General features: G+C 45.6%; 32 protein-coding genes and 4 tRNA genes. 21 read left to right on the top strand and 15 right to left on the bottom strand.

All coding sequences use genetic code 11. The features are described 5' to 3' along the window. Positions 1 to 8 precede the first annotated feature (8 nt). The 3 genes from RE469_01880 (at position 9) to RE469_01870 (ending at position 1,784) form a co-directional block, all read left to right on the top strand. Positions 9 to 806 (top strand): aldo/keto reductase, encoded by a 798-nt coding sequence (locus RE469_01880; protein ID WMT44960.1) that lies wholly within the window; start codon positions 9 to 11, stop codon positions 804 to 806. A gap of 166 nt (positions 807 to 972) precedes the next feature. Further along, positions 973 to 1,046, top strand: a tRNA-Ile gene (locus RE469_01875). A 417-nt stretch (positions 1,047 to 1,463) separates the two neighbouring features. After that, positions 1,464 to 1,784, top strand: coding sequence for a hypothetical protein (locus RE469_01870; GenBank protein WMT44959.1), 321 nt, complete (start codon positions 1,464 to 1,466; stop codon positions 1,782 to 1,784). Between the two features lie 132 nt (positions 1,785 to 1,916). On the opposite strand, the gene RE469_01865 is transcribed toward RE469_01870, so the two are convergent. The 4 genes from RE469_01865 to RE469_01850 all read right to left on the bottom strand — a co-directional run bounded on the left by RE469_01865 (position 1,917) and on the right by RE469_01850 (position 4,026). After that, a tRNA-Asn gene (locus tag RE469_01865) sits at positions 1,917 to 1,989 on the bottom strand. A gap of 44 nt (positions 1,990 to 2,033) precedes the next feature. Further along, positions 2,034 to 3,062, bottom strand: coding sequence for a tRNA (cytidine(56)-2'-O)-methyltransferase (locus RE469_01860; GenBank protein ID WMT44958.1), 1,029 nt, complete (start codon positions 3,060 to 3,062; stop codon positions 2,034 to 2,036). An 18-nt stretch (positions 3,063 to 3,080) separates the two neighbouring features. Further along, positions 3,081 to 3,584 carry an ArsR family transcriptional regulator gene (locus tag RE469_01855; protein WMT44957.1) on the bottom strand — a complete coding sequence of 168 codons (504 nt, stop codon included), beginning with the start codon at positions 3,582 to 3,584 and terminating at the stop codon, positions 3,081 to 3,083. Positions 3,585 to 3,639: 55 nt separating this feature from the next. Next, positions 3,640 to 4,026 (bottom strand): hypothetical protein, encoded by a 387-nt coding sequence (locus tag RE469_01850; protein WMT44956.1) that lies wholly within the window; start codon positions 4,024 to 4,026, stop codon positions 3,640 to 3,642. Positions 4,027 to 4,076: 50 nt separating this feature from the next. Here RE469_01850 and RE469_01845 point away from each other — a divergent pair, with 50 nt between their 5' ends. The 3 genes from RE469_01845 to RE469_01835 all read left to right on the top strand — a co-directional run bounded on the left by RE469_01845 (position 4,077) and on the right by RE469_01835 (position 5,116). Continuing rightward, complete coding sequence (locus RE469_01845; GenBank protein WMT44955.1) at positions 4,077 to 4,517, top strand: hypothetical protein; 441 nt, start codon at positions 4,077 to 4,079, stop codon at positions 4,515 to 4,517. A gap of 26 nt (positions 4,518 to 4,543) precedes the next feature. Next, positions 4,544 to 4,616 (top strand) — tRNA-Gln (locus RE469_01840). A 20-nt stretch (positions 4,617 to 4,636) separates the two neighbouring features. After that, positions 4,637 to 5,116, top strand: coding sequence for a DUF1940 domain-containing protein (locus tag RE469_01835; protein WMT44954.1), 480 nt, complete (start codon positions 4,637 to 4,639; stop codon positions 5,114 to 5,116). Here the strand turns inward: RE469_01835 and RE469_01830 are convergent. Beyond that, positions 5,106 to 5,948, bottom strand: a complete 843-nt coding sequence (locus RE469_01830; GenBank protein WMT44953.1) for an NAD-dependent epimerase/dehydratase family protein — start codon at positions 5,946 to 5,948, stop codon at positions 5,106 to 5,108. The genes RE469_01835 and RE469_01830 overlap by 11 nt on opposite strands. 110 nt (positions 5,949 to 6,058) lie before the next feature. On the opposite strand from RE469_01830, the gene RE469_01825 reads away from it, so the two are divergent. From RE469_01825 to thsB, 4 genes are all read left to right on the top strand, one after another. Beyond that, positions 6,059 to 7,321 carry a thiolase domain-containing protein gene (locus RE469_01825; GenBank protein WMT44952.1) on the top strand — a complete coding sequence of 421 codons (1,263 nt, stop codon included), beginning with the start codon at positions 6,059 to 6,061 and terminating at the stop codon, positions 7,319 to 7,321. Continuing rightward, a complete protein-coding gene (locus RE469_01820) occupies positions 7,318 to 7,809 on the top strand; it encodes a Zn-ribbon domain-containing OB-fold protein (protein WMT44951.1) in 492 nt (163 codons plus the stop codon). The genes RE469_01825 and RE469_01820 overlap by 4 nt, the downstream gene beginning before the upstream one ends. 37 nt (positions 7,810 to 7,846) lie before the next feature. Then, positions 7,847 to 9,415: an FAD-dependent thymidylate synthase gene (locus RE469_01815; GenBank protein WMT44950.1), complete on the top strand. Its 1,569-nt coding sequence runs from the start codon at positions 7,847 to 7,849 to the stop codon at positions 9,413 to 9,415. A 91-nt stretch (positions 9,416 to 9,506) separates the two neighbouring features. Then, positions 9,507 to 11,168, top strand: a complete 1,662-nt coding sequence (thsB, locus tag RE469_01810; GenBank protein ID WMT44949.1) for a thermosome subunit beta — start codon at positions 9,507 to 9,509, stop codon at positions 11,166 to 11,168. 91 nt (positions 11,169 to 11,259) lie between these two features. Here the strand turns inward: thsB and RE469_01805 are convergent, their stop codons facing one another. Continuing rightward, complete coding sequence (locus tag RE469_01805) at positions 11,260 to 11,826, bottom strand: hypothetical protein (GenBank protein WMT44948.1); 567 nt, start codon at positions 11,824 to 11,826, stop codon at positions 11,260 to 11,262. 150 nt (positions 11,827 to 11,976) lie between these two features. On the opposite strand from RE469_01805, the gene RE469_01800 reads away from it, so the two are divergent. From RE469_01800 to RE469_01750, 11 genes are all read left to right on the top strand, one after another. Next, positions 11,977 to 12,942 (top strand): NAD(P)/FAD-dependent oxidoreductase, encoded by a 966-nt coding sequence (locus tag RE469_01800; GenBank protein WMT44947.1) that lies wholly within the window; start codon positions 11,977 to 11,979, stop codon positions 12,940 to 12,942. A gap of 50 nt (positions 12,943 to 12,992) precedes the next feature. Then, on the top strand, positions 12,993 to 14,099 hold the full coding sequence (gene sucC / locus RE469_01795; GenBank protein ID WMT44946.1) for an ADP-forming succinate--CoA ligase subunit beta: 1,107 nt from the start codon (positions 12,993 to 12,995) through the stop codon (positions 14,097 to 14,099). After that, the gene (gene sucD, locus RE469_01790; GenBank protein WMT44945.1) at positions 14,100 to 14,954 is read left to right on the top strand and encodes a succinate--CoA ligase subunit alpha; all 855 of its coding nucleotides are present in this window, start codon (positions 14,100 to 14,102) and stop codon (positions 14,952 to 14,954) included. It abuts the gene before it with no gap. 10 nt (positions 14,955 to 14,964) lie between these two features. Continuing rightward, positions 14,965 to 15,876 (top strand): ornithine carbamoyltransferase, encoded by a 912-nt coding sequence (gene argF, locus RE469_01785; GenBank protein ID WMT44944.1) that lies wholly within the window; start codon positions 14,965 to 14,967, stop codon positions 15,874 to 15,876. A 70-nt stretch (positions 15,877 to 15,946) separates the two neighbouring features. Continuing rightward, a complete protein-coding gene (locus tag RE469_01780) occupies positions 15,947 to 16,270 on the top strand; it encodes a hypothetical protein (GenBank protein WMT44943.1) in 324 nt (107 codons plus the stop codon). After that, entirely contained in the window at positions 16,271 to 16,876 is a 606-nt protein-coding gene (locus RE469_01775; protein WMT44942.1) for an METTL5 family protein, read from the top strand. A 66-nt stretch (positions 16,877 to 16,942) separates the two neighbouring features. Further along, positions 16,943 to 17,014, top strand: a tRNA-His gene (locus tag RE469_01770). Between the two features lie 362 nt (positions 17,015 to 17,376). Beyond that, positions 17,377 to 17,670 (top strand): hypothetical protein, encoded by a 294-nt coding sequence (locus RE469_01765; protein WMT44941.1) that lies wholly within the window; start codon positions 17,377 to 17,379, stop codon positions 17,668 to 17,670. Between the two features lie 31 nt (positions 17,671 to 17,701). Then, positions 17,702 to 17,884 carry a hypothetical protein gene (locus RE469_01760; protein ID WMT44940.1) on the top strand — a complete coding sequence of 61 codons (183 nt, stop codon included), beginning with the start codon at positions 17,702 to 17,704 and terminating at the stop codon, positions 17,882 to 17,884. 203 nt (positions 17,885 to 18,087) lie between these two features. Further along, positions 18,088 to 18,300, top strand: coding sequence for a type II toxin-antitoxin system HicB family antitoxin (locus tag RE469_01755; GenBank protein ID WMT44939.1), 213 nt, complete (start codon positions 18,088 to 18,090; stop codon positions 18,298 to 18,300). Continuing rightward, entirely contained in the window at positions 18,293 to 18,511 is a 219-nt protein-coding gene (locus tag RE469_01750) for a type II toxin-antitoxin system HicA family toxin (GenBank protein WMT44938.1), read from the top strand. The genes RE469_01755 and RE469_01750 overlap by 8 nt, the downstream gene beginning before the upstream one ends. Before the next feature lie 7 nt (positions 18,512 to 18,518). Here RE469_01750 and RE469_01745 read toward each other — a convergent pair whose 3' ends face one another. The 9 genes from RE469_01745 to RE469_01705 form a co-directional block, all read right to left on the bottom strand. Then, positions 18,519 to 19,163: a recombinase family protein gene (locus tag RE469_01745; protein WMT44937.1), complete on the bottom strand. Its 645-nt coding sequence runs from the start codon at positions 19,161 to 19,163 to the stop codon at positions 18,519 to 18,521. A gap of 426 nt (positions 19,164 to 19,589) precedes the next feature. Beyond that, entirely contained in the window at positions 19,590 to 19,958 is a 369-nt protein-coding gene (locus RE469_01740; protein ID WMT44936.1) for a hypothetical protein, read from the bottom strand. A gap of 17 nt (positions 19,959 to 19,975) precedes the next feature. Continuing rightward, positions 19,976 to 20,800, bottom strand: coding sequence for a hypothetical protein (locus RE469_01735; protein ID WMT44935.1), 825 nt, complete (start codon positions 20,798 to 20,800; stop codon positions 19,976 to 19,978). 342 nt (positions 20,801 to 21,142) lie between these two features. Then, positions 21,143 to 22,408 (bottom strand): tyrosine-type recombinase/integrase, encoded by a 1,266-nt coding sequence (locus RE469_01730; protein WMT44934.1) that lies wholly within the window; start codon positions 22,406 to 22,408, stop codon positions 21,143 to 21,145. Between the two features lie 126 nt (positions 22,409 to 22,534). Further along, positions 22,535 to 22,828 (bottom strand): hypothetical protein, encoded by a 294-nt coding sequence (locus RE469_01725; GenBank protein ID WMT44933.1) that lies wholly within the window; start codon positions 22,826 to 22,828, stop codon positions 22,535 to 22,537. Positions 22,829 to 22,925: 97 nt separating this feature from the next. After that, positions 22,926 to 23,627, bottom strand: coding sequence for a peroxiredoxin (locus RE469_01720; GenBank protein ID WMT44932.1), 702 nt, complete (start codon positions 23,625 to 23,627; stop codon positions 22,926 to 22,928). Positions 23,628 to 23,798: 171 nt separating this feature from the next. Beyond that, entirely contained in the window at positions 23,799 to 24,014 is a 216-nt protein-coding gene (locus RE469_01715; GenBank protein ID WMT44931.1) for an LSM domain-containing protein, read from the bottom strand. Between the two features lie 9 nt (positions 24,015 to 24,023). Next, positions 24,024 to 24,188: a hypothetical protein gene (locus RE469_01710; protein ID WMT44930.1), complete on the bottom strand. Its 165-nt coding sequence runs from the start codon at positions 24,186 to 24,188 to the stop codon at positions 24,024 to 24,026. Next, complete coding sequence (locus RE469_01705) at positions 24,185 to 24,769, bottom strand: exosome complex RNA-binding protein Csl4 (GenBank protein WMT44929.1); 585 nt, start codon at positions 24,767 to 24,769, stop codon at positions 24,185 to 24,187. The genes RE469_01710 and RE469_01705 overlap by 4 nt, the downstream gene beginning before the upstream one ends. Positions 24,770 to 24,851: the final 82 nt, after the last annotated feature.

The following is a 24,851-nucleotide window of genomic DNA, read 5'->3' as shown; positions in this document are numbered from 1 at the left end:
TCACACTCATGATTGATAAGATAGGTGACAGACGGGTTTTTCCTGTAGGTCTGGGAACATATGGGATGGGTGGCTATCAGTCAAAAGCCTCTGGTGCTGATGAAAAGTATGTTTCTGCGATCAAATACGCCCTGTCCAAAGGCATCAATGTCATTGACACTGCTGAAATGTATGCATCAGGTCACACAGAGGAAATCGTGGGAAAAGCTGTTTCATCTGTTGACAGGAAGGACGTTTTCATAATATCAAAGGTATGGCCAACACACCTTGGACGGTATGATTTACGTAAATCCCTTGAAGGTAGCCTGAAGAGGCTCAATGTTGATTACCTGGATCTGTACCTGATCCACTGGCCCAGCACAGAAGTTCCACTGGACGAATCCATCGGTACTCTTCTGGAACTGAAGGATGAGGGTAAAATAAGACAGCTTGGGGTGAGCAATTTCGATGAAAACCTCCTGGAAGATGCAATTGCCTTTGCGGGGCAAGGGCAGATCTCTGCCAATGAGATTGAATATAATTACGGAAACAGGAAGGAGGTCAGAGGTCTCCTGGAATTCTGTAAAAAGCACGGAATAACAGTAATAGCTTACACACCTTTGTCAAGGGGTGCCTACGCAAGATCGCAGAGGGTAGAAGAAATGGCTAAGAAATACGGGAAATCAGAGCTTCAGATGGGACTCAGGCTGGTCATGGAGGATGCCCTCCCCATTCCAAAGGCGTCATCGCCTGAACATATTGATGAACTGGTTGACACAGCGGGGATAAACATGAGCAGAGAAGACCTGAATTACCTTGGAGAATAGGGCCTTATATTCTTGCATGAATTATGATATTTGAATGAAACTTCTCCTTAATTAATCAGATCATCATTCTTAGCGGGGACTGATGAAGATTCAATATATATTCGGCACGATCTTATGGAAATCCTTATCAACTTTCTGTTAATCACTTTTTCCCTACCAGATGAAAGGGGCTGTAGCTTAGCTAGGTAGAGCGCCTGGCTCATAACCAGGTGGTCATCGGTTCGAACCCGGTCAGCCCCACTTTCTATTTGATTCAAACTATGATATGGGCATTCAAATTTTGAAGCTGCGCTGGTTTCACCATTTATCTCGGTCTCCTACTGGGGCTTCATGATGGATGTCGCAGGGGTAGTAGCAAGATGAAATACAGAAGGCAGGGGAAGTACCAGAAGACAGCATCTAAACTTGTAATCAGGACATGAACGCTGTCAAGAATTGCTGTGCTTCCCATTACTGTGATCAAAAACGGAATTCAGACTCCTATAGAAGCAGATGTGGAATCTCTTCTGATTCCCAGTATGGGCATTCCATGGTACAACGTTGAGAACATAACAGAATACGTAAGACTGGGACCTTATTCAAGAGATCCGTTATTCAAACATAAGCAAAAGTGGAAAGAGCTGGTGACTTAATATCCATAATTGTACTCTAATTTACATGAAAGTAGTAATACAGGTATCAGAGAAAGAAAAGATTCCCATGGGAAATATTGTTGGGACACACATTGCAGTGCTAAAAGACGTGGAAACCATTGAGGTTGTTTTTCTCGAGGGCGCCATAGTCGCAACAACTAATGAAAAAATGATAAAGCCACTTCTTGATGAAAAAAAAGTCATAGTTATGGCTTGCAAAACCTCGATGGAACTTAACCATGTGAATGAGACAGATCTCGTGAAGGGTGTATCCCCAACTCCCCAGGGCGGCTTCATAGAAATCATCAGGAGGCAGCAGGAAGGCTGGTACTACATACATGTTTAATCTCAAGACTGGAATATCACCGTTCACTAATTATTCCTCATTCAAGAATCAATGAGCTGTGAATCCTGAAAAACTGTTACCCGTACCGTCAAGAACAAACCGGCTCTCGCGGCCAGATGAGATAGGGGAATACGCCGCTGGTCGGATTCGAACCGACGACCGCTCGGTTAACAGCCGAGTGCTCTACCAGCTAAGCTACAACGGCAAAGGTATACGGAAAGCTTTTCAGTTCTCTTAATCTTTTCGTATTCAGAGGATACTGTCAATATCCACTCCGCAGATTGCCGATAAGTCCCTGTGAAGATTCACAATTCTGTCTGCTGCTTTATCCAGCCCCTTTTTCCTGTATCTTGCGATTACTTCAGCCAGGGGAGTTCTTGTTGTTCCAGAATAAAGGTTGTCAGCATGTGCAACTATTTTCTCCTCCAGAGTAACGGGAACGAAATCTCTGAGCCCCAGCCCAAGTTTTTCAGCTTCATCCGCGGGAATTCCCGCCCCTGTGTGCCTTTCCACAATCAGGATAACTCTTTCATCAATATTTCCAAGTTCCTTGAGAATCTTTGCGCCCTCAACGGCATGATCTATCCCGTTTGTCCTGGTCCTTCCAATATCATGAAGCAGGGCTCCAGCCCTTACCAGATCTAAGTCAGCATGAGCCAGTTCTGCCATCTTCACTGCCAGCCCTTCCACAGAATCGCAGTGTGAAATTATCCTTTCGTCAGCCCCTGCCTTGTGGAGGATGTTCAAGCATTCCCTTTTATCAGGGATTATCTTCACAGTTTTTCCTCTGGCAGTGGGAACAACACGCATTCTTCCTTCGAATTCCCTGTTGAGCTCCCTTCCCTGAAAGTACCGATCCAGGAATATTGCAAGTGCCGACACCTCGCTTATTGGCTGATTGGAAATGGAAACATTATAATCACTCTGCTCATAGAATTCAAATGGAACCTTGCTGGCGCCAACTACCACCACAACATCACGGTTCAGACTCTTTTCCCTTATTTCCTGCACGCATTCTTCTACGGGTATTCCGTACATTGTAAGGTGGACTTTGATCCCGCTGAAAGATTTCAGGAATTTTATGGGATTTTTGCCTGTTTCAATGCTGAAGTTTCCACCAAAATTATGGGTTACTGAGTTAACCGCATCCCTCAGTTCCTCATCATCTGTGTCAACCACAATGGCATCTGCCCCAAGTGCCCTTGCAGTCAGTGCAACATGTGTGGTGATTCTCTTATCTCTGTAAGGCCGATGATTTATTCTCAGGACTGTTATCATTTACAATCTGCAGCTAAGCTAGGGGGCGCTGACCTTTGCAATCTTGTATCCCTTGATCTGAAGCATGCTTGACCTTTTCACAATTCCGCGCAGAAGAGCCTGAGAAATGTTTAGTTTTTCAGAAACGTCTCCAATGAAGACTCCTTCGGGATCTGTAATCATTTCCATTATCCTGTCCTCGTATTCCATGAGCTGCTGATCTGTAAGGGTCGTTGCATAGATTATATCGGCCAGATCGCTCATGCTTCCAAGGAGGTTGATCTGCACATTTGTGTAGTAGGTATGGAATGCCTTTTCCGGCCCATTTTCTCCCGTCATCCACTGGCTTTCAATCAGTTTTATTTTATCCAGGTAGAGCAATGCTTTCTTGCCCTCAGTGCCATACTTCTGCTCTATAACTGGCATCGTTATCCATCCGGTTGAAAGATCAAGAAGCAACCGCCTTTTTGTATCACTGTCAGCGGCATGAAAAATTGAAACAAGTTCCCCTACGTCATTAACTACTTTGATTCGGCTGACCATCCATACCTAATCGCTGGATAAGATATAATTATTACCTGAAAAAGATAATTTCTGTCTATTTTCTTCTCTTTCTTATTTCGTAAAGTAACATTTTATCATAATCAACCTGGAACTTGATTTTCTTGTTTTTCAGGACCTTGGTGACAGATTCCACTATGTCCCTGATCTCCTCGGAGGGTCCTCCCCTGTAGATGATCATCTCTTTCCTGTCTTCAGGAAAAACCATCCTGTATTTTGCACCATCCTTAATGTAGCCAATGGGTTTTTTATCTTTCCGTATCTCTGCAAGATTCAGCTCCAGTGTTATCTGGTCGTACTGAGCTTCCTCCTGGTTCTGCTTGGTCTCTCCAGCTATTATATCCCATATTTCAGGAAAGGCTTTCTCCAGATCCTTCCAGTGAAATTCATCAGTGAAATAGATGTGTCCGCTCCAGTTCTTCACCTTTCTTCATCTTTACCAAGATATTTAATATTGCGCATCTTAAGGGACTGTTGAACCACGATGGATCAGGCAGCTCAAAGATCGCAGTACTCCTTACACTGATGACGGCTCTTCTGGGAATCCAGTTTGTTGCAGGCATGTATGCCAACTCATTCTATGGCTCAGAAAGTGGGTCAATTTTAACTGTGCTTGCTCAATCTGCACATTATCCGGTTCTGGCCTTTCATATCCTTCTTGGCGCTTTCACGTTTATTGTAAGCTTTTATGCCTTTATTCTTGGAATAACTGCAAAGTTGAGGCATAACCTGCTGATCCTTCTGGGGCTGAATTCAATATGCATCCTTACGGCGGGGATTTCAGGATTGCTATATCTTTCCACCAAATCCGCATTATACACATTCAGTATGGCAATGCTTTGGCTTCTTGCCTTCGGTTTCATAGGATTCAGCCAGACAATGCTGAGATCTTCAATGTCAAAGGCAAAGAGTTAAAAATGCCTATTACATCGCTTGACCGAAGCCCCGTGGTGTAGAGGCCAAGCATAGCGGGCTCTGGACCCGTTGACAGCAGTTCGAATCTGCTCGGGGCTATTATTCTGGATGTGTGCCTGATGCCGGAGAATGAAGAGGAGGATCCAAGAACTGCCATATGCGAATACAATGGACAGATATTGCCAAGGCAGCATCCCGTTTTCAACTATCAGATGGAGATGCGGATGGCACAGGCCGAACTCGGCCTTGCCATAGCTGAGGGTGTGAGGCTGCAAGCAACCAGGGAACTTCTGGATATGCTTGATACGCTCAGCCAGATGCTGACGGATCCGGATTCGAAGCTGCCTGACCAGCAACGGAAGATGCTTAACCATGCCGACGAGGTGTGGCTTGACATGAAGGAAAAAATGAGCCAGGGGGACAGGCGGGCTGCCCATCTGCTCAACAGCTCCGCACATATGAACAACGCGCTGGCGAACCTCATAAGATGCACTGAGGACCCAGATTTCTCACTGGAGGTTCCGGAGTACATTATAAAATATCTGGGAAAGCTTGCGACATTTGTATACAGGGAAGCAATAGGGCACGTTATGCTTTGATGTCATACTGCTTTATGTGGTTCGTGAAAAGAACAGGCTCTTTCACGAATCTGTCAATGTAAGTGTTCTCCCTGTACAGGTTCATGAGATACCTGTCTATCTCATATTCCTCAAATATCCTTGTTTCCTTGAGTTTCTCCACAGCACTGCCGTATCCCATTCCCTTTTCAACAATTCTTACAGGAGTCCTGCCGGTCTTTTCCCTTGCCAGGTTCACGGCTTCCGCAAATGATATCTTCTCTCTTGAGCTGACATCCACCGCGCCCTTCAGATCCTTTGCTGATTCGATTACCTTGATGAGGTCCAGGATGTGAACAGGTGAGATGTTCCCGTCGCCAGGAAGTTTTGACGGGGAATCAGCCGCAAGCTTGAAAAGCCTGGGCACAAAACGATCGTTGTTTCCAAATACAACTGACGGTCTCACATTGAGGTGGTTCTTGACCCTGGCGGCATTGTCTTCTGCAATGCCCTTGGACCTGAGGTAGTCTGTCTGTCCATAATAAACGTTGATTGAGGAAATATGGATAAGCCGCTGTCCGCTGTCATATTTCAGCAGTGGCTCAACGATGTTCTTCATCCCGGTCACGTGGACACCGAAAAATTTCTGGTTTTTCTCGCTGTCAACACCAGCCGCATCCACCACAGTATCGTAGTCTTTCACTGCTTCTGCCACCTTCTCAGCATCCAGGATGCTTCCCTCTATCCACTGAACACCCTTTGAGTCCAGTTCCTTATTTCTCGTTCTGGAATAGTATGCGACTGCATCTGCATGCATGTTTAAAGCAATGTTGCTGCCAATATATCCCGAACCGCCAATTACTATGAGCTTCATCTTAATGCGCTACCACAGATCAAGAATACTCAAATATGTTTGCAATCACGGCCGATATATCATGATAGTAAATTTAATTAGAAATAGACCTATGGCGAAATAGGTTAATTATGAAACACAAGGGACAGAATGTATACATGGTGTCCGGCGGTGTAACAAAATTTGCAAAGGCAACGCCGGAAATGGACTTCAGGTTAAGGGTTAAGAAGGCTTTCGATTATGCTACCAACGATATCCATCTTGACCCGAAGGATATTGATGGATCTGTGGCCTCCTATTTCTCAGATCATTTCCAGCGCCAGTTGATGGCAGGCATCATGGTTCAGGATTATCTCGGCCTGACACCGAAACCAAGCAAGAGGGTTGAGGGTGGAGGAGCCACTGGGGGCCTGGCATTCCAGGCAGGCTACGAGGAGGTTGCATCGGGACGGATGGATGTCTGTGCAGTTTATGGCTTTGAAACAATGTCGCATGTGAACACATGGAAGGGCAATGAGTTCATAGCTCTTGCAAGCGATACCAATTTCGACTACCCTGTGGGGGGTTTCTATACAGGTTACTATGCAATGATGGCAGTGAGGCATATGCATGAGTTCGGAACCACTGTTGAACAGCTTGCAAAGGTATCAATAAAGAATCACGGGAATGCGATTCATAACCCCTATGCCCAGAGCCCCATGAAACTCACCGTGGAGGATGTCAGGAATTCCCCAATGGTATCATATCCCCTCACGAGGCTTGATGTCTGCACAATGTCTGATGGCGCAGCAGTTGCCATCCTTGCTTCAGAGGATAAGGCGTTTGAACTGTGCGACAACCCCGTCCTGGTCAAGAGCATAGGAACAGGTACAGATACCATGCGTCTTTCAGACAGGCCATTCCAGAAAGTACCCCTTCTGGCAAACGAAAAGGAATCCGATTACCGCAATCTCAAATACCCTGGTGTGCACTCATTCAGGGCAGGCAGGACCGCCGCGAAGGAGGCATATGATGCTGCTGGCATCACTGACCCACTCAATGAGATTGACCTTGTTGAGCTGCACGATGCTTACACATCATCGGAAGTGCAGACGTATGAGGATCTCGGACTGTGCAAGTATGGCGAAGGCGGATCATTCGTTGAGGAGGGCAAGTCCGCACTTAATGGAAAGGTTCCTGTAAATCCGTCCGGCGGACTGCTGGCCTCAGGACACCCGGTGGGTGCCACAGGAATCATGCAGTCAGTGTTCATGTTCTGGCAGCTCCAGCACTCTATTAAGAAACACTTCAAGGACGACGCACTGCAGGTCAAGAATGCAAAGCGCGGGCTCATACACAGCCATGCGGGAACAGGGACTTACGTTACGGTTTCAATAATGGAGGCGGTAAAATGACAATAGATTATGACGCAAAGATGCCGGAGACCCAGGAAGGAACAGAAGTATACAACGTGGATCCGCTCATAGTGAAGTCGCACTATGACATAGACTACATCCACAGTTATGCACAGGATTCGGAATTTTTCAGGGCACTTGGGAAGAAGAAGCTGATGGGAAGCAAATGCCGTAAGTGCGGATACACATATGCCACTCCCAGAGGACACTGCATGATGTGCGGCTCCGAAACAGACTGGTATGAGCTTCCAAATGAGGGCAGGGTGCACACTTACACCACCTGCTATTTCGGGAGTGAGAAATTCCTGCCAGAAACTCCCTTCAACCTCATAATGGTTGAATTTGAGGGAGTGGATTCACTCTTCATGGCAAGACTCATTGGTGCAGACCAGGAGGATATCAAGATAGGCATGAAGGTGAAGGCAAGGTTCCGGAGGAATCTGCAGATAAGCCCCACAGATGTATATTTTGTTCCTGCCAAGGAATAAGCAAAAATTCTTTACAACTTTCCCATATTCTTTTTTTGTGACTGATTTTTCCAACTACGACAGAAACGTTTTCCTGGTTAAGCTCGACCGGATGATAGACAGGGGCGCACTTCTTTCCCGGTACAGCCGGGCATCCGAACTGGACATCAGGGATGTTTACCGGAAGGAATTTTCCGGAAATGAGAAAAAAGGAGAAGATTTCTACAGGCGAGTTTTTGTTGAATACGGGGACGAATCCATCGCTGAACTGGTGACCGCACAGGTTGCAGTCCAGAACGTGAGCAATATAGCAAGCAAGATTATGGAGGAACTGCGGGTTGGGCTGTCTTTCCTTGAGAAATCATCCCGGTATGTCAGATATGACAGGAAATCATCGGGCAGATACCCGTTCATGGAAGCTGAAACCGTGGGAATAACCGGACAGAATGCGGCAGATTATGAGCAGTACTGCAACGATCTTTTCGATTTCTATTCACGGAATTATGAGGTGGCACAGAATTTTTTCAAGAGGAAATACCCGCTGGATAGCATACTATTTTCAGATGGGCATTCTGCAATGAAGATCTCAGATGCCGGTGAGATGGAGAGGAAAACCATGGAAAAATCCTACAATTCGGCAGTCAGAGCCAGGGCCCTTGACGACCTCAGGTTTCTCCTTCCAGGCTCCACACTGACAAACATAGGCATTTCAGGCAATGGTCGATCTTTCATACACCTGATCCAGAAGCTTCAGAGCACAGGACTTCCGGAAGCGGTAAAACTTGCCTCTGAGCTATATTTCGAACTCAGCACAGAACTACCGGAACTGCTCAAATCTGCAGTCTCAGATCATGGGAAGGAGCTCACGCGTTACATGTCAGGGTTGGCCAATTTCACTGCTAATCCGGATCTTGAAGCCCCAGCGCAGCCAAAAACTGTAACTCTCCTGGAATCTGATGATCGGAGAAAGGCACTGATCCGGGCCGTCTCCATTTATGAATTCTCGTGCGGATACGGCGATCTTCAGACCCTGATGCTTTCCAATGGAGAAATGCAGGACCATATGCTGGGTGAAAAAATAAGGCGCCTTGCCGATATGAGGGAAAACCGGAGGCATAAGCTGCACAGGGCCTTTGAGACCGTATGGTATCTCTTCCAGATCAATACAAACTATGGTGCATTCAGGGACCTTCAGAGGCACAGGTTCATCAGCATTGTAAGAAAACCTCTCACCGCGCTATATGGTTATGACACCCCCGATCTGTTCCAGGATTCAGCAGAATTCCATGAGCTGATGCAGAAAGGCAAGGAACTGTGGAAAGCAATCGTGAAGAAGGATGGGCCCATGGTTGCCCAGTACTCGGTTCCATACGCCTACAGGTATCCGGTCTCGGCTTACCTGAACCTGAAGGAACTGGCATTTTTCTGTGAGCTCAGGTCCACTCCCCAGGCTCACTATGATCTGAGACGAATAGCATCTGACATGTATGATGCCGTGAAGGCAGTCCATCCTGAGCTATCTTCCATGCTCAAATTTGTGGACACATCTGATTATGCACTTGGACGGCTGAAGTCGGAGCATATGAAGGAGCGTAAATTGAGAGATATTAAGGAAAATGTTGAATAGATATAATACAAACCTGTTCTACAGAATAAGGTCGATTAAAAAAGTTTATATTGAAGAACATATTTATCTGCCTACTTGAGGTGAAAGTCAGATGTTATCAGGACAGATGCCAATACTCGTACTTAAAGAAGGAACGCAAAGAGAACAGGGAAAGAATGCCCAGAAAAACAATATTGAGGCAGCCAAGACCATCGCAGATGCTATCAGGACCACTCTTGGGCCAAAGGGAATGGACAAGATGCTGGTTGATTCCATCGGGGATATAATTATTTCAAACGATGGGGCCACAATTCTGAAGGAAATGGATGTTGACCACCCGACTGCAAAGATGATTGTGGAGGTCGCAAAATCCCAGGACAGCGCAGTTGGAGATGGAACTACATCGGCCGTCATACTGTCAGGCGAGCTTCTCAAGCAGGCAGAGACGCTGCTTGAGCAGGGTGTCCATTCCACGGTCATAACCAACGGTTACCGTCTTGCGGTGAACGAGGCCAAGAAGAACATGGAACAGGTTGCCCTGAAGGCCACGGACGACGCAACTTTGAAGAAAATATCCATCACAGCCCTATCCGGCAAGAACACAAGCCTTTCAAGCGATTTCCTGAGCGATCTTGTTGTAAAGGCCGTGAACGCAGTTGCGGAAAACAGGGATGGAAAGATTGTTGTTGACACAGCCAACATAAAGGTAGACAAGAAGAACGGTGGTGGAGTCAGTGACACCCAGTTCATCAACGGTCTTGTGATCGACAAGGAAAAGGTACATTCAAAGATGCCTTCCGTTGTGAAGAATGCAAAGATTGCCCTCATTGATTCCGCTCTTGAGATCAAGAAGACCGAGATAGAGGCAAAGGTGCAGATAACAGACCCGTCCAAGATACAGGATTTCCTCAACCAGGAATCTGACACATTCAAGACAATGGTTGAGAAGATCAAGAAGAGCGGGGCTAATGTCCTTCTCTGCCAGAAAGGCATTGATGACCTTGCACAGCACTACCTCGCAAAGGAAGGGATATACGCAGTGAGAAGGGTCAAGAAGAGTGACATGGAAAAACTGGCCAAGGCCACCGGTGCAAAAATGGTGACAAACCTTGACGATCTTACACCAGACGCGCTAGGCAAAGCTGAGAAAGTTGAGGAGAAGAAGATCAGCGATGACAGGATGACCTTCATAACCGGTTGCGCAAACCCCAAGGCAGTGAGCATACTCATAAGGGGCGGAACAGACCATGTTGTATCGGAGATCGAGAGATCACTCAATGACGCCATAAGGGTAGTTGCCATCACCAAGGAAGACGGCATGTACCTTCCCGGCGGAGGTGCAATCGAGGCTGAACTGGCCATGAAGATCAGAGCCTTTGCAAATTCAGTGGGAGGAAGGGAACAGCTGGCAATCGAAGCATTCGCAAAGGCCCTTGAGATAATTCCTAGGACACTTGCAGAGAACGCTGGAATGGACCCAATAAACACACTGATACAGCTGAAATCAGAGCACGAGAAAGGACATTTCTCCTATGGCATTGACATTGAAAAGAACGGCGTAGGCGACATGAACAAGGTCGGTGTCTTTGACCCACTCAGGGTAAAAAAGCACGCACTGGAGAGCGCTGTGGAAGTATCAACAATGATACTGAGAATAGATGATGTCATAGCCAGCAAGAAGTCCGGCGGCGGAGAAGGCGGTGCTGGCGGTCAGCCCGGAATGGGTGGCGGCATGGGTGGAATGGGCGGTATGGGCGGAATGCCACCATATTGAGAACCATCCAAAAATATCTTTTTTTTATCAATTCAAATCTTTTCAATACCTGGCAAAAACTTGTTTGCTTTGAAGATTATGTCTTTTCAGATCATTGGTTTTTCTTCTCATACTGTGCCATAAGATCATCGGGATTCTGCATTTTTGGCCTCATTGCCAGACCCACTATTGTCAGGACAAACCCTGCAATGGCCATCAGTATGCCAATAACAAGAAGAAATCCATAAATGGCTGCCTGCAGCAGATTTGAATCAATGCTGTATGATATATTGGGCGCACTGAAGGAGATCAGATAGTATGTTCCGGGGACGTGCGCATCAAAGATCTGCTCATCCGTACCGGCAATGCTTTCATCCACTGAAGGACTCAGGCTGTGGGATGATATATTTGAGGAGGATGGCGAGGTCACGTTGGCATAATTATCATAGCTGGTCTGGTTCATGAAATAAAATTTCGGGCTTGAAGATATACCGATTACCGTTACGGCGGCAGAGCTGCTGAGGTTCAATGGCTGTGACACATAAAGTCCGCTTGCGGAATCAAGGGTGAAATCTGTATATGTATGAATAAGGCTGTCTCCAGCGAATAGACCAACAGCTGAAACAACTATACCAACAACAAGCATAATCAGGCCGATCTTCAGCACTCTCTTCCTCAATAATTCACCGAGACGGTCTCTTAAGCAACTATTCGAATAAATACATTTGTATGCAGTACAATGTATAATTGCTGTCAATGCTAGATTTCACGACTCGTTTTTTCTGGCCGTATCGAAGTAAATATTTAGGCAATGTGGCAATTCAGTGTCATGGAATTCAACCTATCCATGTCCAGCCAGAAAATAGAAAACCGCGACTTTGATGCAGTAATTATAGGGTCAGGTGCAGCCGGGATGTCTGCTGCTGTTTACGCAGCAAGGTCCGGACTGAAGGTTGTAATACTGGACCAGAGTGTGGCGGGTGGTCTGACAGCAGAAGCTCCACTGGTTGAGAATTACCTTGGATTCAAAGCCATTAAAGGAACAGATCTTGCATCAAACTTTGCAAAGCATGCACAGGAATATGCTCAGATAATAGACAGCACTCAGGTTACATCAGTAAAACAGGCAGAAAAAGGCTTCTCGGTGGAAACGTCAAGGGGAGAGTTCACCTGCAGATCAGTAATTGTCGCCACAGGCACATCCCACAAGCATTTAGGCGTACCCGGTGAGAATGAGTACTATTCAAGGGGGCTTTCCTACTGCTCAACATGCGATGGCTACCTGTTCAAAGGCAAGAGGGTGATTGTAATCGGCGGCGGCAATTCCGGTGCCATAGCAGCCATAAGCATGAGTGAGTATACATCTTCCGTGACCGTCCTGGAATACATGGACCATTACATGTGCGAAAAAGCCTATGAGGACAGCATAAAATCAAGGAAAATCAAATACATAACAAATGCCCAGGTAATGGAGATAGTGGGGGACAGGAAGAAAGTCACAGGTGTTCGGTACAGGGACAGGAATTCCAAGAATGAATCAGTGGTGGAAACCGACGGGGTATTCATATACGTCGGCCTGGTACCACAGACAGATTTCCTGAAATCATCCGGAGTGGAGCTTTCCGACCGCGGGTATATCGTTACCGACAGAAAGGGACGGACCAGCGTTGCTGGCATATATGCCGCAGGTGATGTGGTCAAGGATACTGAAGCCCAGATAGCAACTGCCGTCGGAGACGGCTGCCGTGCATCCCTTGCCATGTATGGAGATATGGTAAGGGCAGGAAAGAGGTAAACCAAAACAAGTTTTTATCTAATTTGGAACTATCCTGAAGTGGTGGTTCATTGAATCTCTATGAATACATGGGTAAAGAAATCTTCAGAAAATATGGTGTACCCGTTCCTGACAGTTACGTGGTTGATCAGGCTTCAGAAATTAAGGAATACAGAAAGCCGGTAGTTGTAAAATCCCAGATTCTTCTTGGTGGAAGAGGAAAATCCGGCGGCATTAAATTCGCAAGAAGTGCCGACGAGGTCAAGTCATCTGTTAATGAACTGCTTGGTGCAAAGATAAGGGGACTCACAGTCACAAAGGTTCTCATTGAGGATATGATCAACATCAAACACGAGTATTATGTGAGCATCACGCTCAACAGATCAGATCGCGCACCTGTGCTCATAGCAAGCCCATCCGGCGGTGTGGAAATCGAATCGGTTCCCCAGAACCAGATATTCACCAGGCGGATAGATCCACTGCTGGGATATTCCGACTATATCGGTAGGGAAGCTGCAAAATTCATGAAGTTTGACAAAAACCTCTCTGCACAGTTCAGGGATATTCTTGAAAAACTGTACAGGGTATTCCAGGAGGAGGATTGTGAACTGGTTGAGATAAACCCGCTGGTTGAAACAGCCGAGGGAAATCTCATAGCAGCTGATGCCAAGGTCATTATGGACAATGATTCCATGTTCAGGCACAAGGACATAAAAATAACGGATCCGGAGAAGACCCCACTTGAGCTCGAGGCTCAGTCCAAGGGGTATTCCTTCATTGAGCTAGATGGGCAGATCGGTGTGATAGCAAACGGCGCCGGCCTGACAATGGCCACGCTGGATGCGCTAACATTGCACAAGGGCAAGCCTCGAAACTTCCTGGATCTCGGGGGAACGGACGACGTGGAGATTGTGGTGAATGCCTTTGATCTGGTGTTGAAGGCGGATCCCAGGGCAATCCTTGTGAACATATTCGGTGGAGTGACAAAGGCCGATACAGTTGCAAACGGAATTGCTGCTGCAAAGAAGCGGTTCAAGATAACAAAGCCTATCGTTGTCAGGCTCAGTGGAGTTCATGAGGATGAGGGAAGGAAAATTCTCAAAGAGAACGGTATTGAATCTTTCCCCACAATGATGGAAGCAATTGAGAGAGTTGTTAAAGTTGCAGGAGGCGCTTAAATGTCAGTACTGGTAGATAAGAATACAAGGGTTATAGTTCAGGGAATAACGGGTCATCAGGGTTCATTCCATGCGGGGGAGATGCTGAAATTCGGGACAAACATCGTAGCAGGAACCTCACCAGGCAAGGGTGGAACAAAGTTCCAGGACAAGGTGCCGGTTGTGGACAGTGTGGCTGATGCCATGGGCTTCCAGCCAAACGCCACAATGATATCTGTTGCTGCACCATTTGTCAGGGATGCGGCCTTCGAGGCCATAGATCAGGGCATAAAGCTCGTGTACATCCTGACGGAACACGTTCCATTCCACGACACAATGGAAGTTGTCCATGAAGCAAAACTCAGGGGAATAACCGTAATAGGCCCCAACGGCCCAGGGATCACGGTTCCATTTGACTGCAAGATAGGCATAATGCCAAACCAGATCTTCAAGCAGGGCGACGTGGCCGTTGCATCAAGGAGCGGTACCCTCACCTATGAAATCGTGGATGCAATAACAAGGAGCGGAAGAGGGGAAAGCGCGGTAATTGGCCTTGGTGGAGACCCTGTGGTGGGCCTGACATTCATCGATGTCCTTAAGATGTTTGAGGCAGACGAGAGGACCAAGAAGATAGTCCTGGTTGGTGAAATCGGCGGAAATAACGAGGAACTTGCAGCAAAGTACATCAAGGAGCACATAAAGAAGAAGGTTGTAGCATATATAACCGGCAGGAGTGCACCACCTGGAAAGAGGATGGGCCATGCAGGGGCCATTATCGAAAAAGGAGTGGGAACTGCGGATTCCAAGATAAAAGCCTTCAACGAGGCTGGAGTCCAGGTGGCAGAATACCCCATGGATGTTCCAAAACTCCTCTGAGGTGATCAACATGAAAAGAGACATAATCTCAGTACTTGACATGGAGGACGATCTTGCAGACATAATAGATCTGTCCATAAAATTCAAGAGGCAGAGATATCAGGACTACGAGGGAACATATAACAGGGTTCTGGGCATGATATTCGAAAAGCCCAGCACAAGAACTAGAATTTCACTGGAAACTGCAATGGTGCAGCTTGGAGGACATGCCATATACCTGAACCCCAATGATATGCAGCTGGGCAGGGGAGAAACTGTTGCTGATACGGCAAGGGTGCTATCCGGCTTTGTTGATGTAATATCGTACAGGGCTTTCAAGCATGAGAACGTCCTTGAACTGGCAAGAAACGCCACCGTCCCTGTGATAAACGCGCTTGATGATGTGGAACATCCCGTGCAGATAGTGGCAGATTTCATGACCATCTATGAGAAGAAGCACAGGTATTCCAACCTGAAGATGGCATACGTTGGCGATGGAAACAACATGGCAAATTCACTGATGCTTGGGGGCGCACTTCTGGGAACTGATGTCACAATTGGCTGCCCCAAGGGGTACGAGCCAAGGAAGGACATAACGGAAAAGGCCAGGGACATCGCCAGGGGCACTGGATCCAGGATTGAAATCGTAAATAGCCCCGAAGCAGCCGTTCAGGATGCTGACATTGTATACACAGATGTCTGGATATCAATGGGTGAAGAGAAGCTGAAGGAGCAGAAAGAGAAAGTCTTTGGCAGTTATCAGGTGAACTCGGCACTGGTTGAAAAGGCAAGCAGGGATTACATTTTCATGCACTGCCTTCCTGCGCACCGCGGTCTCGAGGTCACGGACGATGTCATAGAGAGCCTGCACAGCGTGGTATTCCAGGAAGCGGAGAACAGACTCCACACTGCAAAGGGCATTCTGCATACCCTTCTTTCCTAATTTTTTCAATAAAAATTTCATATTGATTTACCTACACAAACCTTATCTCTAACCTGATCATCTAACAACAATGGCTCTTCCTCTAAAACCGAATAAGGAGAACAACCTGAACAAGATAATAGAGGAGCGCAGGGAATCTGCTAATCTAAGGGAAATCCCTCACGTTCTTATTCCCGTCTGGCAGATAAAGATCAGGGAAAGATTCGGGATCAATGTTGACAGGGAAATTGCCGAATATATTGTGCTTGCTGCCCACGAAAGAGGTACATGGCGGAGGCAGCGTGCCATAAGGAAGATAGAGAAGATATTTTTGAGCAGAGGGGAAACCCAGGAAGCGTCGGCCAGGAAGGCCAGGGAAGTTGTTGACCTGGCAGTTGGTTCACCAGAACATTAGATGAGCTTCCGTATAAGATCGCAGAAAGACCTTGAGATTAAACTTCAGGGGCTTCATAAGCCTGATAGTTTTAATAACTCACTGGAACAGTATCCAACTGATCCGGCACTTGCTGCTCACGTAGCCGTGACGGCCTATCTGGATGGCAATATATCCGGGAAGAGTATTGCTGACCTGGGCTGCGGTTTTGGCGTTCTTGCCTGCGCAGCAGCAATGCTCGGGGCAAGCCATGTGGTCGCCATTGAGATAGACCCCTTGCAGGCTTCAATGGCTGTTCAGAATTGCCGCGAATATCCAGTATCTGTCATAAACTCTGATGTTTATGAAATGAAGGAAAGAGTTGATACAACATTGATGAACCCTCCGTTCGGGTCTGTCAATCCTCACTCAGATCAGATATTCCTCTCCAGGGCAGTAGAATTCTCCAGTCATGTTTATTCCATCCACAATAAGAAATCCTCAGATTTTGTCAGGGAATTTCTTTCAGCACATGGTAAAATAAAGCGCGAGGAAGCAGTTAGCCTCCTTGTTCCCAGGATGTATTCTCATCATACTAGAGACTACATGAGAATCCCTGCTGTCTTCTTCTCAACAGACGTATCGTAATGAGCTTCTGCTGAGCCTGAAATGAAAACAATAATTAAGATGCTTAAAATCAGGAGAAGTGCCATGGCCGGGGTGGGGTAGTGGGCATCCTTGGGGACTGTGGATCCCCGGACCCGGGTTCAATTCCCGGTCCCGGCCCCTTCTTAAAAGTTCACTGCCATACGGCTTCTGCAATTATTATCTTATCATTCTTATGCATCTTTCTGTCACTAAAGGTATTCTTAATGCGTTCGTTTGAACACTGAATAAAGGTGGATGACCTTCTGAGGCCTGCCACGAGGTTACTATTCAAGAGTTTTAAAAATGCCTGTTGATTATGATTCTACTTCGATTAAATTTAGAATCAGCTGAGCACTCCTTGTGGCTTACCATAAATTCTTCCAGCTTGCCCTTGACTGAAGGTTGATCAGAAAGAATTGTGACACTTGACTGTGGTGCATTGTTATCCTACTGCGCAGTTCCTTCTCCATCTTTCAATCGCATTTCGGACAGCACTGTTTATGAACTCCTTAAGCAGAACTATAAGATTTATTCTTCCCTATGATTTCTTCAATGTCCCTAAGCAGGCCTTCCGGTACAGGAACCTCATAACATTCATAACAGTGCCCAAATGGAACTACATAGATGCACAGACAAGAGGCCTCATAAACATCTTCTTTGAGGCCACAAGAGAACAGGGAGTGTTCAAGGTCAAGCTGCCGGAACCCAATCCATTCAGGGGGAGAGGATTTCCTTGTCTATCCCAGGGTTCAGGTTCCCAACAGGGGACTCCGTGCAAAAACAATAACAGTTAAAGCTGTGAAATTCAACCTCCTGCCAAAGTGGTTGATAGACTCATATGAGCAGAAAAGGTATGGCGAAATAAGAAAGAAGCAGAAAGAGGTTCAGAGAGTGCTGCATTCAATGTCGGATATCCAGAAAGAGAAGGCCAAACCTAAAAGGAATATGAACCCAAACTCGATTAAGAACCTCAAGTCATTCCGGGACAGAAAGCAACCAGAAGGATAAACAGAAAGAAAGCTAGTATTTTCAGGGAAAAATTCAGATTCCTATAGCTCCTGACATGTTACATAAATTTAAAACGCAAGTGAAGATCTTTCTTCAACTACCTCTGGTTTCAATCTCTTTCAAAAAATGGCCTAAGTTTCATGACTATAACCTTAAGAGAAACCTGTAGGAAAAAACCTTATACATTCGCTATGCATTGTTCTATGATGAAGTATACTGTTATATTTGAAAGGGATGAGGCTGGATTCTATGTTGTCAGTGTCCCTGCACTACCAGGATGTTTCACCCAGGGTAAAACGAAAAGTGAAGCTCTTGAGAATGCCAAGGAGGCCATAGAATCATATATAGGCTCCCTTAAAAAGCACAATGAGCCCATTCCTGAAGATGTTGGAGAGGAAGTAATACTGAATGCCTAAGCTTCCGGTGCTGTCCGGGAATGATGTAATAAAGGCTCTTTCTAGGATAGGTTATGATTTCGACCATCAAACAGGAAGCCACATTACGCTCGTAAACCCATCCGGAAAGAAGATTACGGTCCCAAATCACAGAGAGCTGGGTCCTGGACTTTTAAGGGCAATAATCAAACAGGCGGGCTTGAGCATAGAGGAATTTCAGAAACTCCTCTAATCCTGTTCTATCTATTATCCAGTTTCCAGCTCCTTACTCTCAAATTGGCCATTGTCAACCTTTTTCTTATAGTGTTGGGAGATACCAAGTATTCTGCTGCAAGTGCCTTTATAGATGCACCATCCCTGTATCTCTGAATTATGGCCTTCTCTGGAAGATCTTTCAGAGGACCATGCATGGGTTTCCCTGACCCGGTTCCATGAAGCATTGCCCTCATCCTGCCCTCCTGGGTCCTTTCCACTATAAGATTGCGTTCAAATTCTGCCACAGCTCCAAGTATCTGGAAAAGCATCTTTCCCATTGGTGAGCTCAGGTCGATATTCTGGTCCAGAAATACCATGCTGACATTATGAGCCTCAAGAAAGGTCATGGTCTCTATGAGTTCCTTGAGGGATCTTCCCCATCTGTCCAGTTTGGTGCATATCACCAGGTCAATCTTACCCTGTTCTGCAAGCTTGAGAATCCTAGATCTTTCCGGCCTCTGGTTGGATGCCCCGGACATCTTCTCCTGGAATATTGCCCCTTCCACGGCGGGAATAAGGCCACAATCTGAAATGTATCTCTGGATCCTTTCAACCTGGGAGGTCAGGTCCTGGTCCCTTGTTGAAACCCTGGCATACCCTACGACATGTCTTGATAACTCATTGCTCATATTTCATTATCATATTGAAACGGTAAATAAGGGTAAAGAAAAGGGGTAAGTTATTGAAATGTTTCAATGAGTGCAGAGACATTGAAGAGCTTTTCCCAAAACCGTCCATTCTTTGGTAATTCGGTTGATTAACCGCTGATTTAAGATAAGATTGCCTCGGATACACCACACTGGAGGTGATTCCACCATTTTTTCCTGAATGTCGATGGCTTACGCTATCCTGTGAAGGAATCCTCTAAAGGGAAGTGAACTAAATCACTTAATAAAGAATTAGATGCAGAGTCCATTCTGGGTACTTTGGGCCTTCACTACGTTCAGGCTTCGCTCGGCGGGGAGTGGGGATCTTCCCTAAATTTTTCACATAGCGATAATACGGGCAGGTAGTTGCGACAATACTTTTTCCAGAAAGAATAGATTAAAAGTGCTTTACACATTTATCTTCGATAGCGTCTTGAACCTTGAAACTATCACGGAAAGTACAACTAAACCAACTGCCATGATGTAAAATACATTTCCAGGAAACATTACGGTCATTATAACTCCTGCTAAAATGCCAGATACTGAATTGAATGATGTTCCAAAGGTATCCATTGCTCCCTGAATGCGCCCCATTTTCTCCCGAGGAGCATTACCAAAAAGGACGGCTGAAATAAGAGGAGAAGTGATTCCTGATAAAAAACCCACTATAAAGAAAACTGAGAGAAGGACGTAAATCGTCGGAAAAATTGCTATGAGTAGCACGCTTAGACCGCCAAGACCATAAAGTAGCGGAAGTTTTTTACCGACATTCTTCACGGATTTAAGTTTAGATGTTAAAGTTGAACCAATAATCCCCCAAGAGATATTGCAAAAAAGGTATAGCCAAGATAGGCTGAGGAGAGATCAAATACCCTGTTTATCATAACGCTAGATGCAGAATCTGACATTCCCCAAAATAGTGCAGAAAAAGATGAAATAAAGACAACTTCTGCAACTAACTTTGTCTTACCCATATATCGAATGCCATCTTTCATCACTTCCCTTAACGTTTCCCTTCCAATAGTCGTATCTTTGGAGGTATCTATAAATAGAATTGGCAGAAGGGATACGAAATACAAGGTCAAGATGATTATAATGCCTGTCCTTAAATCCATTGTAAATAAAACAGCTGAAACTAAAAATCCTGTCAGTCTTGATGTTCGTGAGACTAGGTTGGCTACGGACATACCCTTCAAATATATGGGTTTCCTGAGAAACTTCTGGCTCCAGATGGCTCTTACTGGAACCAGCAGGTCGATTGAAAATCCAAACGCCAATGCAGATATAAATAGGAAAATGGAATCTGAAATTAACGAATTGTTCTGGATTACAATCAACAAAATGCCAGTTGCCAAAGCTTTCAAAACTGGGCCAAAAATAGCAAAAATTTTCTTATTACGGGCCTTGTCAATAAATGCACCCACCACGATACTCAGAATCAAAGGTGCAACAAGCATTGCACTGGTTACTCCTGTTATCAAAGCCGATTTTGTCTCGGTTATTGAAATCCAAAGAATGAGAACGGTGAAGAGGGAGGTTGCGAAAGTCGATATGCCTGTTTCCGCCATAAGCAAAGAGAAATTTTTCTTGGTATAATTACCACCAACTGACTCGGTCATTGATACCACCTTCTGAGACGTTCGTAAAGATTCGGATCATTATAGGGTTCTCTATAGGCGTTAATGCATTCAAGAATGTAAGTAAGAGAACTAATTCCCACAAGTGCATTGTCTATTACACCATAGGAAAGGACAAATCCCCAAGCTACTCTTAGGCAGGTACTTATCCGGAACATGGGAAGTGTCCTGAATTTCGGGTAACGATCCAGAATGCTATTCAAATGGGCTATTTTCCACTTCCAGTAGCTGGAAAAAAGATCTCTCATTATACAGACACCCCGATGTACTTACCTTTGTTCATGCTTTTTGACATACAAATACAGGAAAGCTTACCATAATAGGTTATTTTTCACATGTCACCGTGATCCACATATTTTCAGGGATATTGACATTTATAGCAGCTTTCGTTTCTGCAATGTGACCTGCGTCGAGCTTGTAATGAACGGAAATGTAGAAATCAACGAGGCCGAAACCTTTGTAGAATTTCCCATCGCCCCACCCCCCTTTTGTAAGTACAATTGCCCCTGCAGAATTTCCTATTATTACTCCCGAGAATTCAAGTAACCTGTCCTGCAAAGTCCTCTGTTTTAACTCGCGATAAATGACCTCAGTGTCTCCACCTGGAAGATAAATGACGTCTACCTCAGAGAATTTCCGTTGGATTTCATTTTCAGAATCGGATTTTGCCAGAAGCAATACATCATCAAAGCCGCATTGTGAAAAATAGTCATAAAACATGCTAGAATATTCAGCTTCCTTTTCATCAGAATCCGATGTCCAAGGTATAACCAGGATTTTCCCTGAGCTTGACAACTTCCTCACATCCTTGAAATCATCAGGGAATGTTTCCACTATCATCTTTGTGGGAGTATCCACTACATCAGATTTCATTATTGCAGTTTCGATCTCCTTCGCCTCCTCCTTGAGTTTCTTCTCCGTCAGTGATTGGTCAAGAATCATGCCACATTTCCAGCAGAACCTCGCTTTTGGATCATTGGGTTCTCTGCACCTTGGGCATAGCGACGGTTTCTGAGATTCAATGGGTCTTTCTTCCTTGACCTCAAGGCCATATGCCTTCAGGATTGCATTGTCCTGATCCCTTCCGGATAGATGCACGTATGTCTGCGTCATCCTTGATCCATGAACCCATCCCATCTGTGCCTCCAGCGGTGCCTCAGTGACACGTGAGGCGAGGATCGTGGCCCTGGTGTGCCTGAACAGGTGTGGATATATGCGCCTCTCTATCTTTGCTTCCCGCAATCCCTTTCTCATAAATTTATACACATTGGCGTGTTCAAGTTTCTTTCCCCTGTTTTCCGATTCAATACCGCAGAAGTACCATGCATTGGGGTCATCCCTGCTGGGATGCGAATTCTGCCACTCCCTCAGGTACGATATGGAATTCCCAACAATTCTGACCTTTCTGTATCCTGTCTTTCCTGTGACCGACAGTATTCCCCCGTATTCATCAAATGCAATATCCTTATTTCTCAGCGTTAAAAGCTCGCCAATCCTGCATCCTGAATCGTATAAGGTGTATGTGAGGGCGCGATCCCTGGAATTCTTCAGGGATCCTACAAGCTTCTGCACTTCATCCTCTGTGATCATGTTATCAGGTTTCACGTTCTTGTTTGGGTGATTGTTAGGTTTCAGCCATGCAATACATTCCGACTTCTCTGTTTTGTATAGCCATCTGTAAAATTTCTTCAACGTAGTTTTATAATTCTCTATGCCTCAGTCAGAATACGTGCCGGATTTGTTCCAGCCTTTAATCATTCTGCCAATCTTGCCGTCCATGAGCCTAGAGATTAGAGCCTTTACGTCATCTACCGACGGCGAAAGGAATGAGTCAGGCATTAAGGAAGCAATCTGCCTCAGCCTAATTGCATAAAAGTACAGGCGGTCGTTTGATAGGCCCGCAAGTCTCCCGTCACTCAAAAACTGTCCAATCTTTTCCTGATATTCCTTTGGAATGCCGGACTTTCGTAATCTTTCTTGCTCCTTGGCCAACTCACTTGCAGGTAGCATGACCAAGATAACCAAATTGCATATTAAAATGTAAGGCACTGAACCTTTCAGTTAGTGCCCGGTCCCGGCCCTTCCGAAGCATTTTGCTGCAGTAAGGTTACTTTTCGGTCTTCGGTTTCACAATTTTCTTTATCTCCTGAACGTCGCTTTCCGGTGCGTCTTTGTATGTCAACCACCAGGCGTATCCCTTGAATTCCTTCATGCGGGCCGGTACGTCCCTGGTGTTTTTGGGCGGCGGGTTGAGTATCTTATCTCCAATGAGTTCGTTATAGGGCCAGTTGGCCGGAACGGCTGCCTTGTATTTATCCGCCATCTGCAGAGCTTTTATGGCCCTGAGAAGCTCATCAACGTTCCTTCCTATTTCAAGTGGGTAATACATAATAAGCCTCACAGTTGAGTTTGGATCAACGATGAACACTGCGCGTACAGTTGAGGAAGAAGATTCAGCCTGAATCATTCCCAGTCTGCTGGCAACCCTTCCCATTGCATCGCCGATTATGGGGAACGGTACTTCTATCTTGAGGTTAGCAGAGATCCAGTTGACCCATTCAATATGGCTGATGGTGCTGTCCACAGACAATCCAATAAGCTCAGTGCCAAGTTTCTGGAAATCATCATATCTTCTAGCGAATGAATAGAATTCTGTTGTGCATACGGGTGTGAAATCGCCCGGATGGCTGAAAAGCATGAACCACTTTCCCTTAAAAACGTCAGGAAGTTTCATGTTCCCATGCGTCGTTTCAATACTCATCTCGGGGAATTTCTCCCCTATCAATGGAAATCTGTTTTCTTCAGGCATAATGTCACCTGATATAATCAGTATCTTTCAAAATATATAGTTTATGAACTATCTGAAATTGTAAATTCAGCCTGAAAGCCAGATTTTCCTTCGAATCTTTGATATTTACAGGGACAATGTTGGGTGTTGGAAAAATCTCATACCGGCTCAGGTTTTCCGCTGTATTTAAGATCACTTAGGAACAATGCGCACTACATTGCTTCCCCGTATAATGACTGTTCCCAGCTTACGGGTAACTTCTTCGTCGCTTTCCTGGACCTCGTCCAGCACCATGTTCATGTATTCGTCATATCCGGAAAGAACTCCTTCCAGGACCCTGTTATCCTTCAGCAGCAGAGCAACATGTTTATTCAGATTCTCTTCAAGCATTTTCATAGGCATTATCATAATTAACCCTCAGTTATATTCGTCCTCGTCCAGGCCTTCTTCACGACTCATGATCACCTGTATGAGTCCCTTGAGAACTTCCTTGACGTCATCAAGCTCCTTCCTCATGGAATTTACCTCATTTGACAGCTTCTCCACGTCCTTGACATTCCCAACAATATTATTCTTCATCATGCATCCCCAACTATATTTATTTCACCGTAATCTTCCGCTACTTTTCTAACCTCACTCTTCTCGCAGTTTTCACAGTAAAGAACACCATCTTTCTTCACCATTGGAAGCCTGCATCTCAGGCAGAGTGTCTTCAGGACTCCAAGATTCCGGCCATTTATTGAAAGCTCAAAACCTCGATCACCTGTTCTCATGACCTTAGCTCTTATTATATCCCCAATCCTCAGTGGCGGCATGGAATTCCTGTCGTACTGCTGTGGAAGGTTGACATACCCATCCGCATTGAACTGGATAAGGCCAGTTTCAGGATCAAGAGCAGCACCTATCCTTACGGACGCCTTTCTCTGATCCATCCGGTATACCTGTCCATACACTGTTTCACCAGTCTTGATGGATGATCGCTTCTTCAGTGGCTGCACTGAGACTGTCAGGTTCCTGTCATCTTTCCTGACACTGCCAAAAGCAAGCGAGATTATTTTTCCCTCACTTTCGGACGTATTCTTGCCAGGAACATATTCCTCGGCAGTCGCAATGACGTCGCCCGGAACAACCATATGGACATTTGAAACACTGTTCTGTTCCATCTTTACCTGCTTATGTAGAGATTGTGCCAATGAATTCAATGGCAAGAGTAAATGCAGACTAATTAACCTTTCCACAGTGGAA

It is taken from the genome of Cuniculiplasma divulgatum, assembly GCA_031200235.1.
Lineage (GTDB): Archaea > Thermoplasmatota > Thermoplasmata > Thermoplasmatales > Thermoplasmataceae > UBA509.
The sequence above is the reverse complement of the archived record's forward strand: the minus strand, read 5'-3'. Positions and strand labels throughout refer to the sequence as shown.

What these genes read in the sequence shown, in the direction of transcription:
- RE469_01880 (WMT44960.1), top strand. Translation starts at nt 9, where the DNA reads ATGATTGATAAGATAGGTGACAGACGGGTTTTTCCTGTAGGTCTGGGA.
- RE469_01870 (WMT44959.1), top strand. Translation starts at nt 1,464, where the DNA reads ATGAAAGTAGTAATACAGGTATCAGAGAAAGAAAAGATTCCCATGGGA.
- RE469_01860 (WMT44958.1), bottom strand. Translation starts at nt 3,062, where the DNA reads ATGATAACAGTCCTGAGAATAAATCATCGGCCTTACAGAGATAAGAGA.
- RE469_01855 (WMT44957.1), bottom strand. Translation starts at nt 3,584, where the DNA reads ATGGTCAGCCGAATCAAAGTAGTTAATGACGTAGGGGAACTTGTTTCA.
- RE469_01835 (WMT44954.1), top strand. Translation starts at nt 4,637, where the DNA reads ATGCCGGAGAATGAAGAGGAGGATCCAAGAACTGCCATATGCGAATAC.
- RE469_01830 (WMT44953.1), bottom strand. Translation starts at nt 5,948, where the DNA reads ATGAAGCTCATAGTAATTGGCGGTTCGGGATATATTGGCAGCAACATT.
- RE469_01825 (WMT44952.1), top strand. Translation starts at nt 6,059, where the DNA reads ATGAAACACAAGGGACAGAATGTATACATGGTGTCCGGCGGTGTAACA.
- RE469_01820 (WMT44951.1), top strand. Translation starts at nt 7,318, where the DNA reads ATGACAATAGATTATGACGCAAAGATGCCGGAGACCCAGGAAGGAACA.
- thsB (WMT44949.1), top strand. Translation starts at nt 9,507, where the DNA reads ATGTTATCAGGACAGATGCCAATACTCGTACTTAAAGAAGGAACGCAA.
- RE469_01800 (WMT44947.1), top strand. Translation starts at nt 11,977, where the DNA reads ATGGAATTCAACCTATCCATGTCCAGCCAGAAAATAGAAAACCGCGAC.
- sucD (WMT44945.1), top strand. Translation starts at nt 14,100, where the DNA reads ATGTCAGTACTGGTAGATAAGAATACAAGGGTTATAGTTCAGGGAATA.
- argF (WMT44944.1), top strand. Translation starts at nt 14,965, where the DNA reads ATGAAAAGAGACATAATCTCAGTACTTGACATGGAGGACGATCTTGCA.
- RE469_01780 (WMT44943.1), top strand. Translation starts at nt 15,947, where the DNA reads ATGGCTCTTCCTCTAAAACCGAATAAGGAGAACAACCTGAACAAGATA.
- RE469_01775 (WMT44942.1), top strand. Translation starts at nt 16,271, where the DNA reads ATGAGCTTCCGTATAAGATCGCAGAAAGACCTTGAGATTAAACTTCAG.
- RE469_01765 (WMT44941.1), top strand. Translation starts at nt 17,377, where the DNA reads ATGAACTCCTTAAGCAGAACTATAAGATTTATTCTTCCCTATGATTTC.
- RE469_01755 (WMT44939.1), top strand. Translation starts at nt 18,088, where the DNA reads ATGATGAAGTATACTGTTATATTTGAAAGGGATGAGGCTGGATTCTAT.
- RE469_01750 (WMT44938.1), top strand. Translation starts at nt 18,293, where the DNA reads ATGCCTAAGCTTCCGGTGCTGTCCGGGAATGATGTAATAAAGGCTCTT.
- RE469_01745 (WMT44937.1), bottom strand. Translation starts at nt 19,163, where the DNA reads ATGAGCAATGAGTTATCAAGACATGTCGTAGGGTATGCCAGGGTTTCA.
- RE469_01735 (WMT44935.1), bottom strand. Translation starts at nt 20,800, where the DNA reads ATGACCGAGTCAGTTGGTGGTAATTATACCAAGAAAAATTTCTCTTTG.
- RE469_01730 (WMT44934.1), bottom strand. Translation starts at nt 22,408, where the DNA reads ATGATCACAGAGGATGAAGTGCAGAAGCTTGTAGGATCCCTGAAGAAT.
- RE469_01725 (WMT44933.1), bottom strand. Translation starts at nt 22,828, where the DNA reads ATGCTACCTGCAAGTGAGTTGGCCAAGGAGCAAGAAAGATTACGAAAG.
- RE469_01720 (WMT44932.1), bottom strand. Translation starts at nt 23,627, where the DNA reads ATGCCTGAAGAAAACAGATTTCCATTGATAGGGGAGAAATTCCCCGAG.
- RE469_01715 (WMT44931.1), bottom strand. Translation starts at nt 24,014, where the DNA reads ATGATAATGCCTATGAAAATGCTTGAAGAGAATCTGAATAAACATGTT.
- RE469_01710 (WMT44930.1), bottom strand. Translation starts at nt 24,188, where the DNA reads ATGATGAAGAATAATATTGTTGGGAATGTCAAGGACGTGGAGAAGCTG.
- RE469_01705 (WMT44929.1), bottom strand. Translation starts at nt 24,769, where the DNA reads ATGGAACAGAACAGTGTTTCAAATGTCCATATGGTTGTTCCGGGCGAC.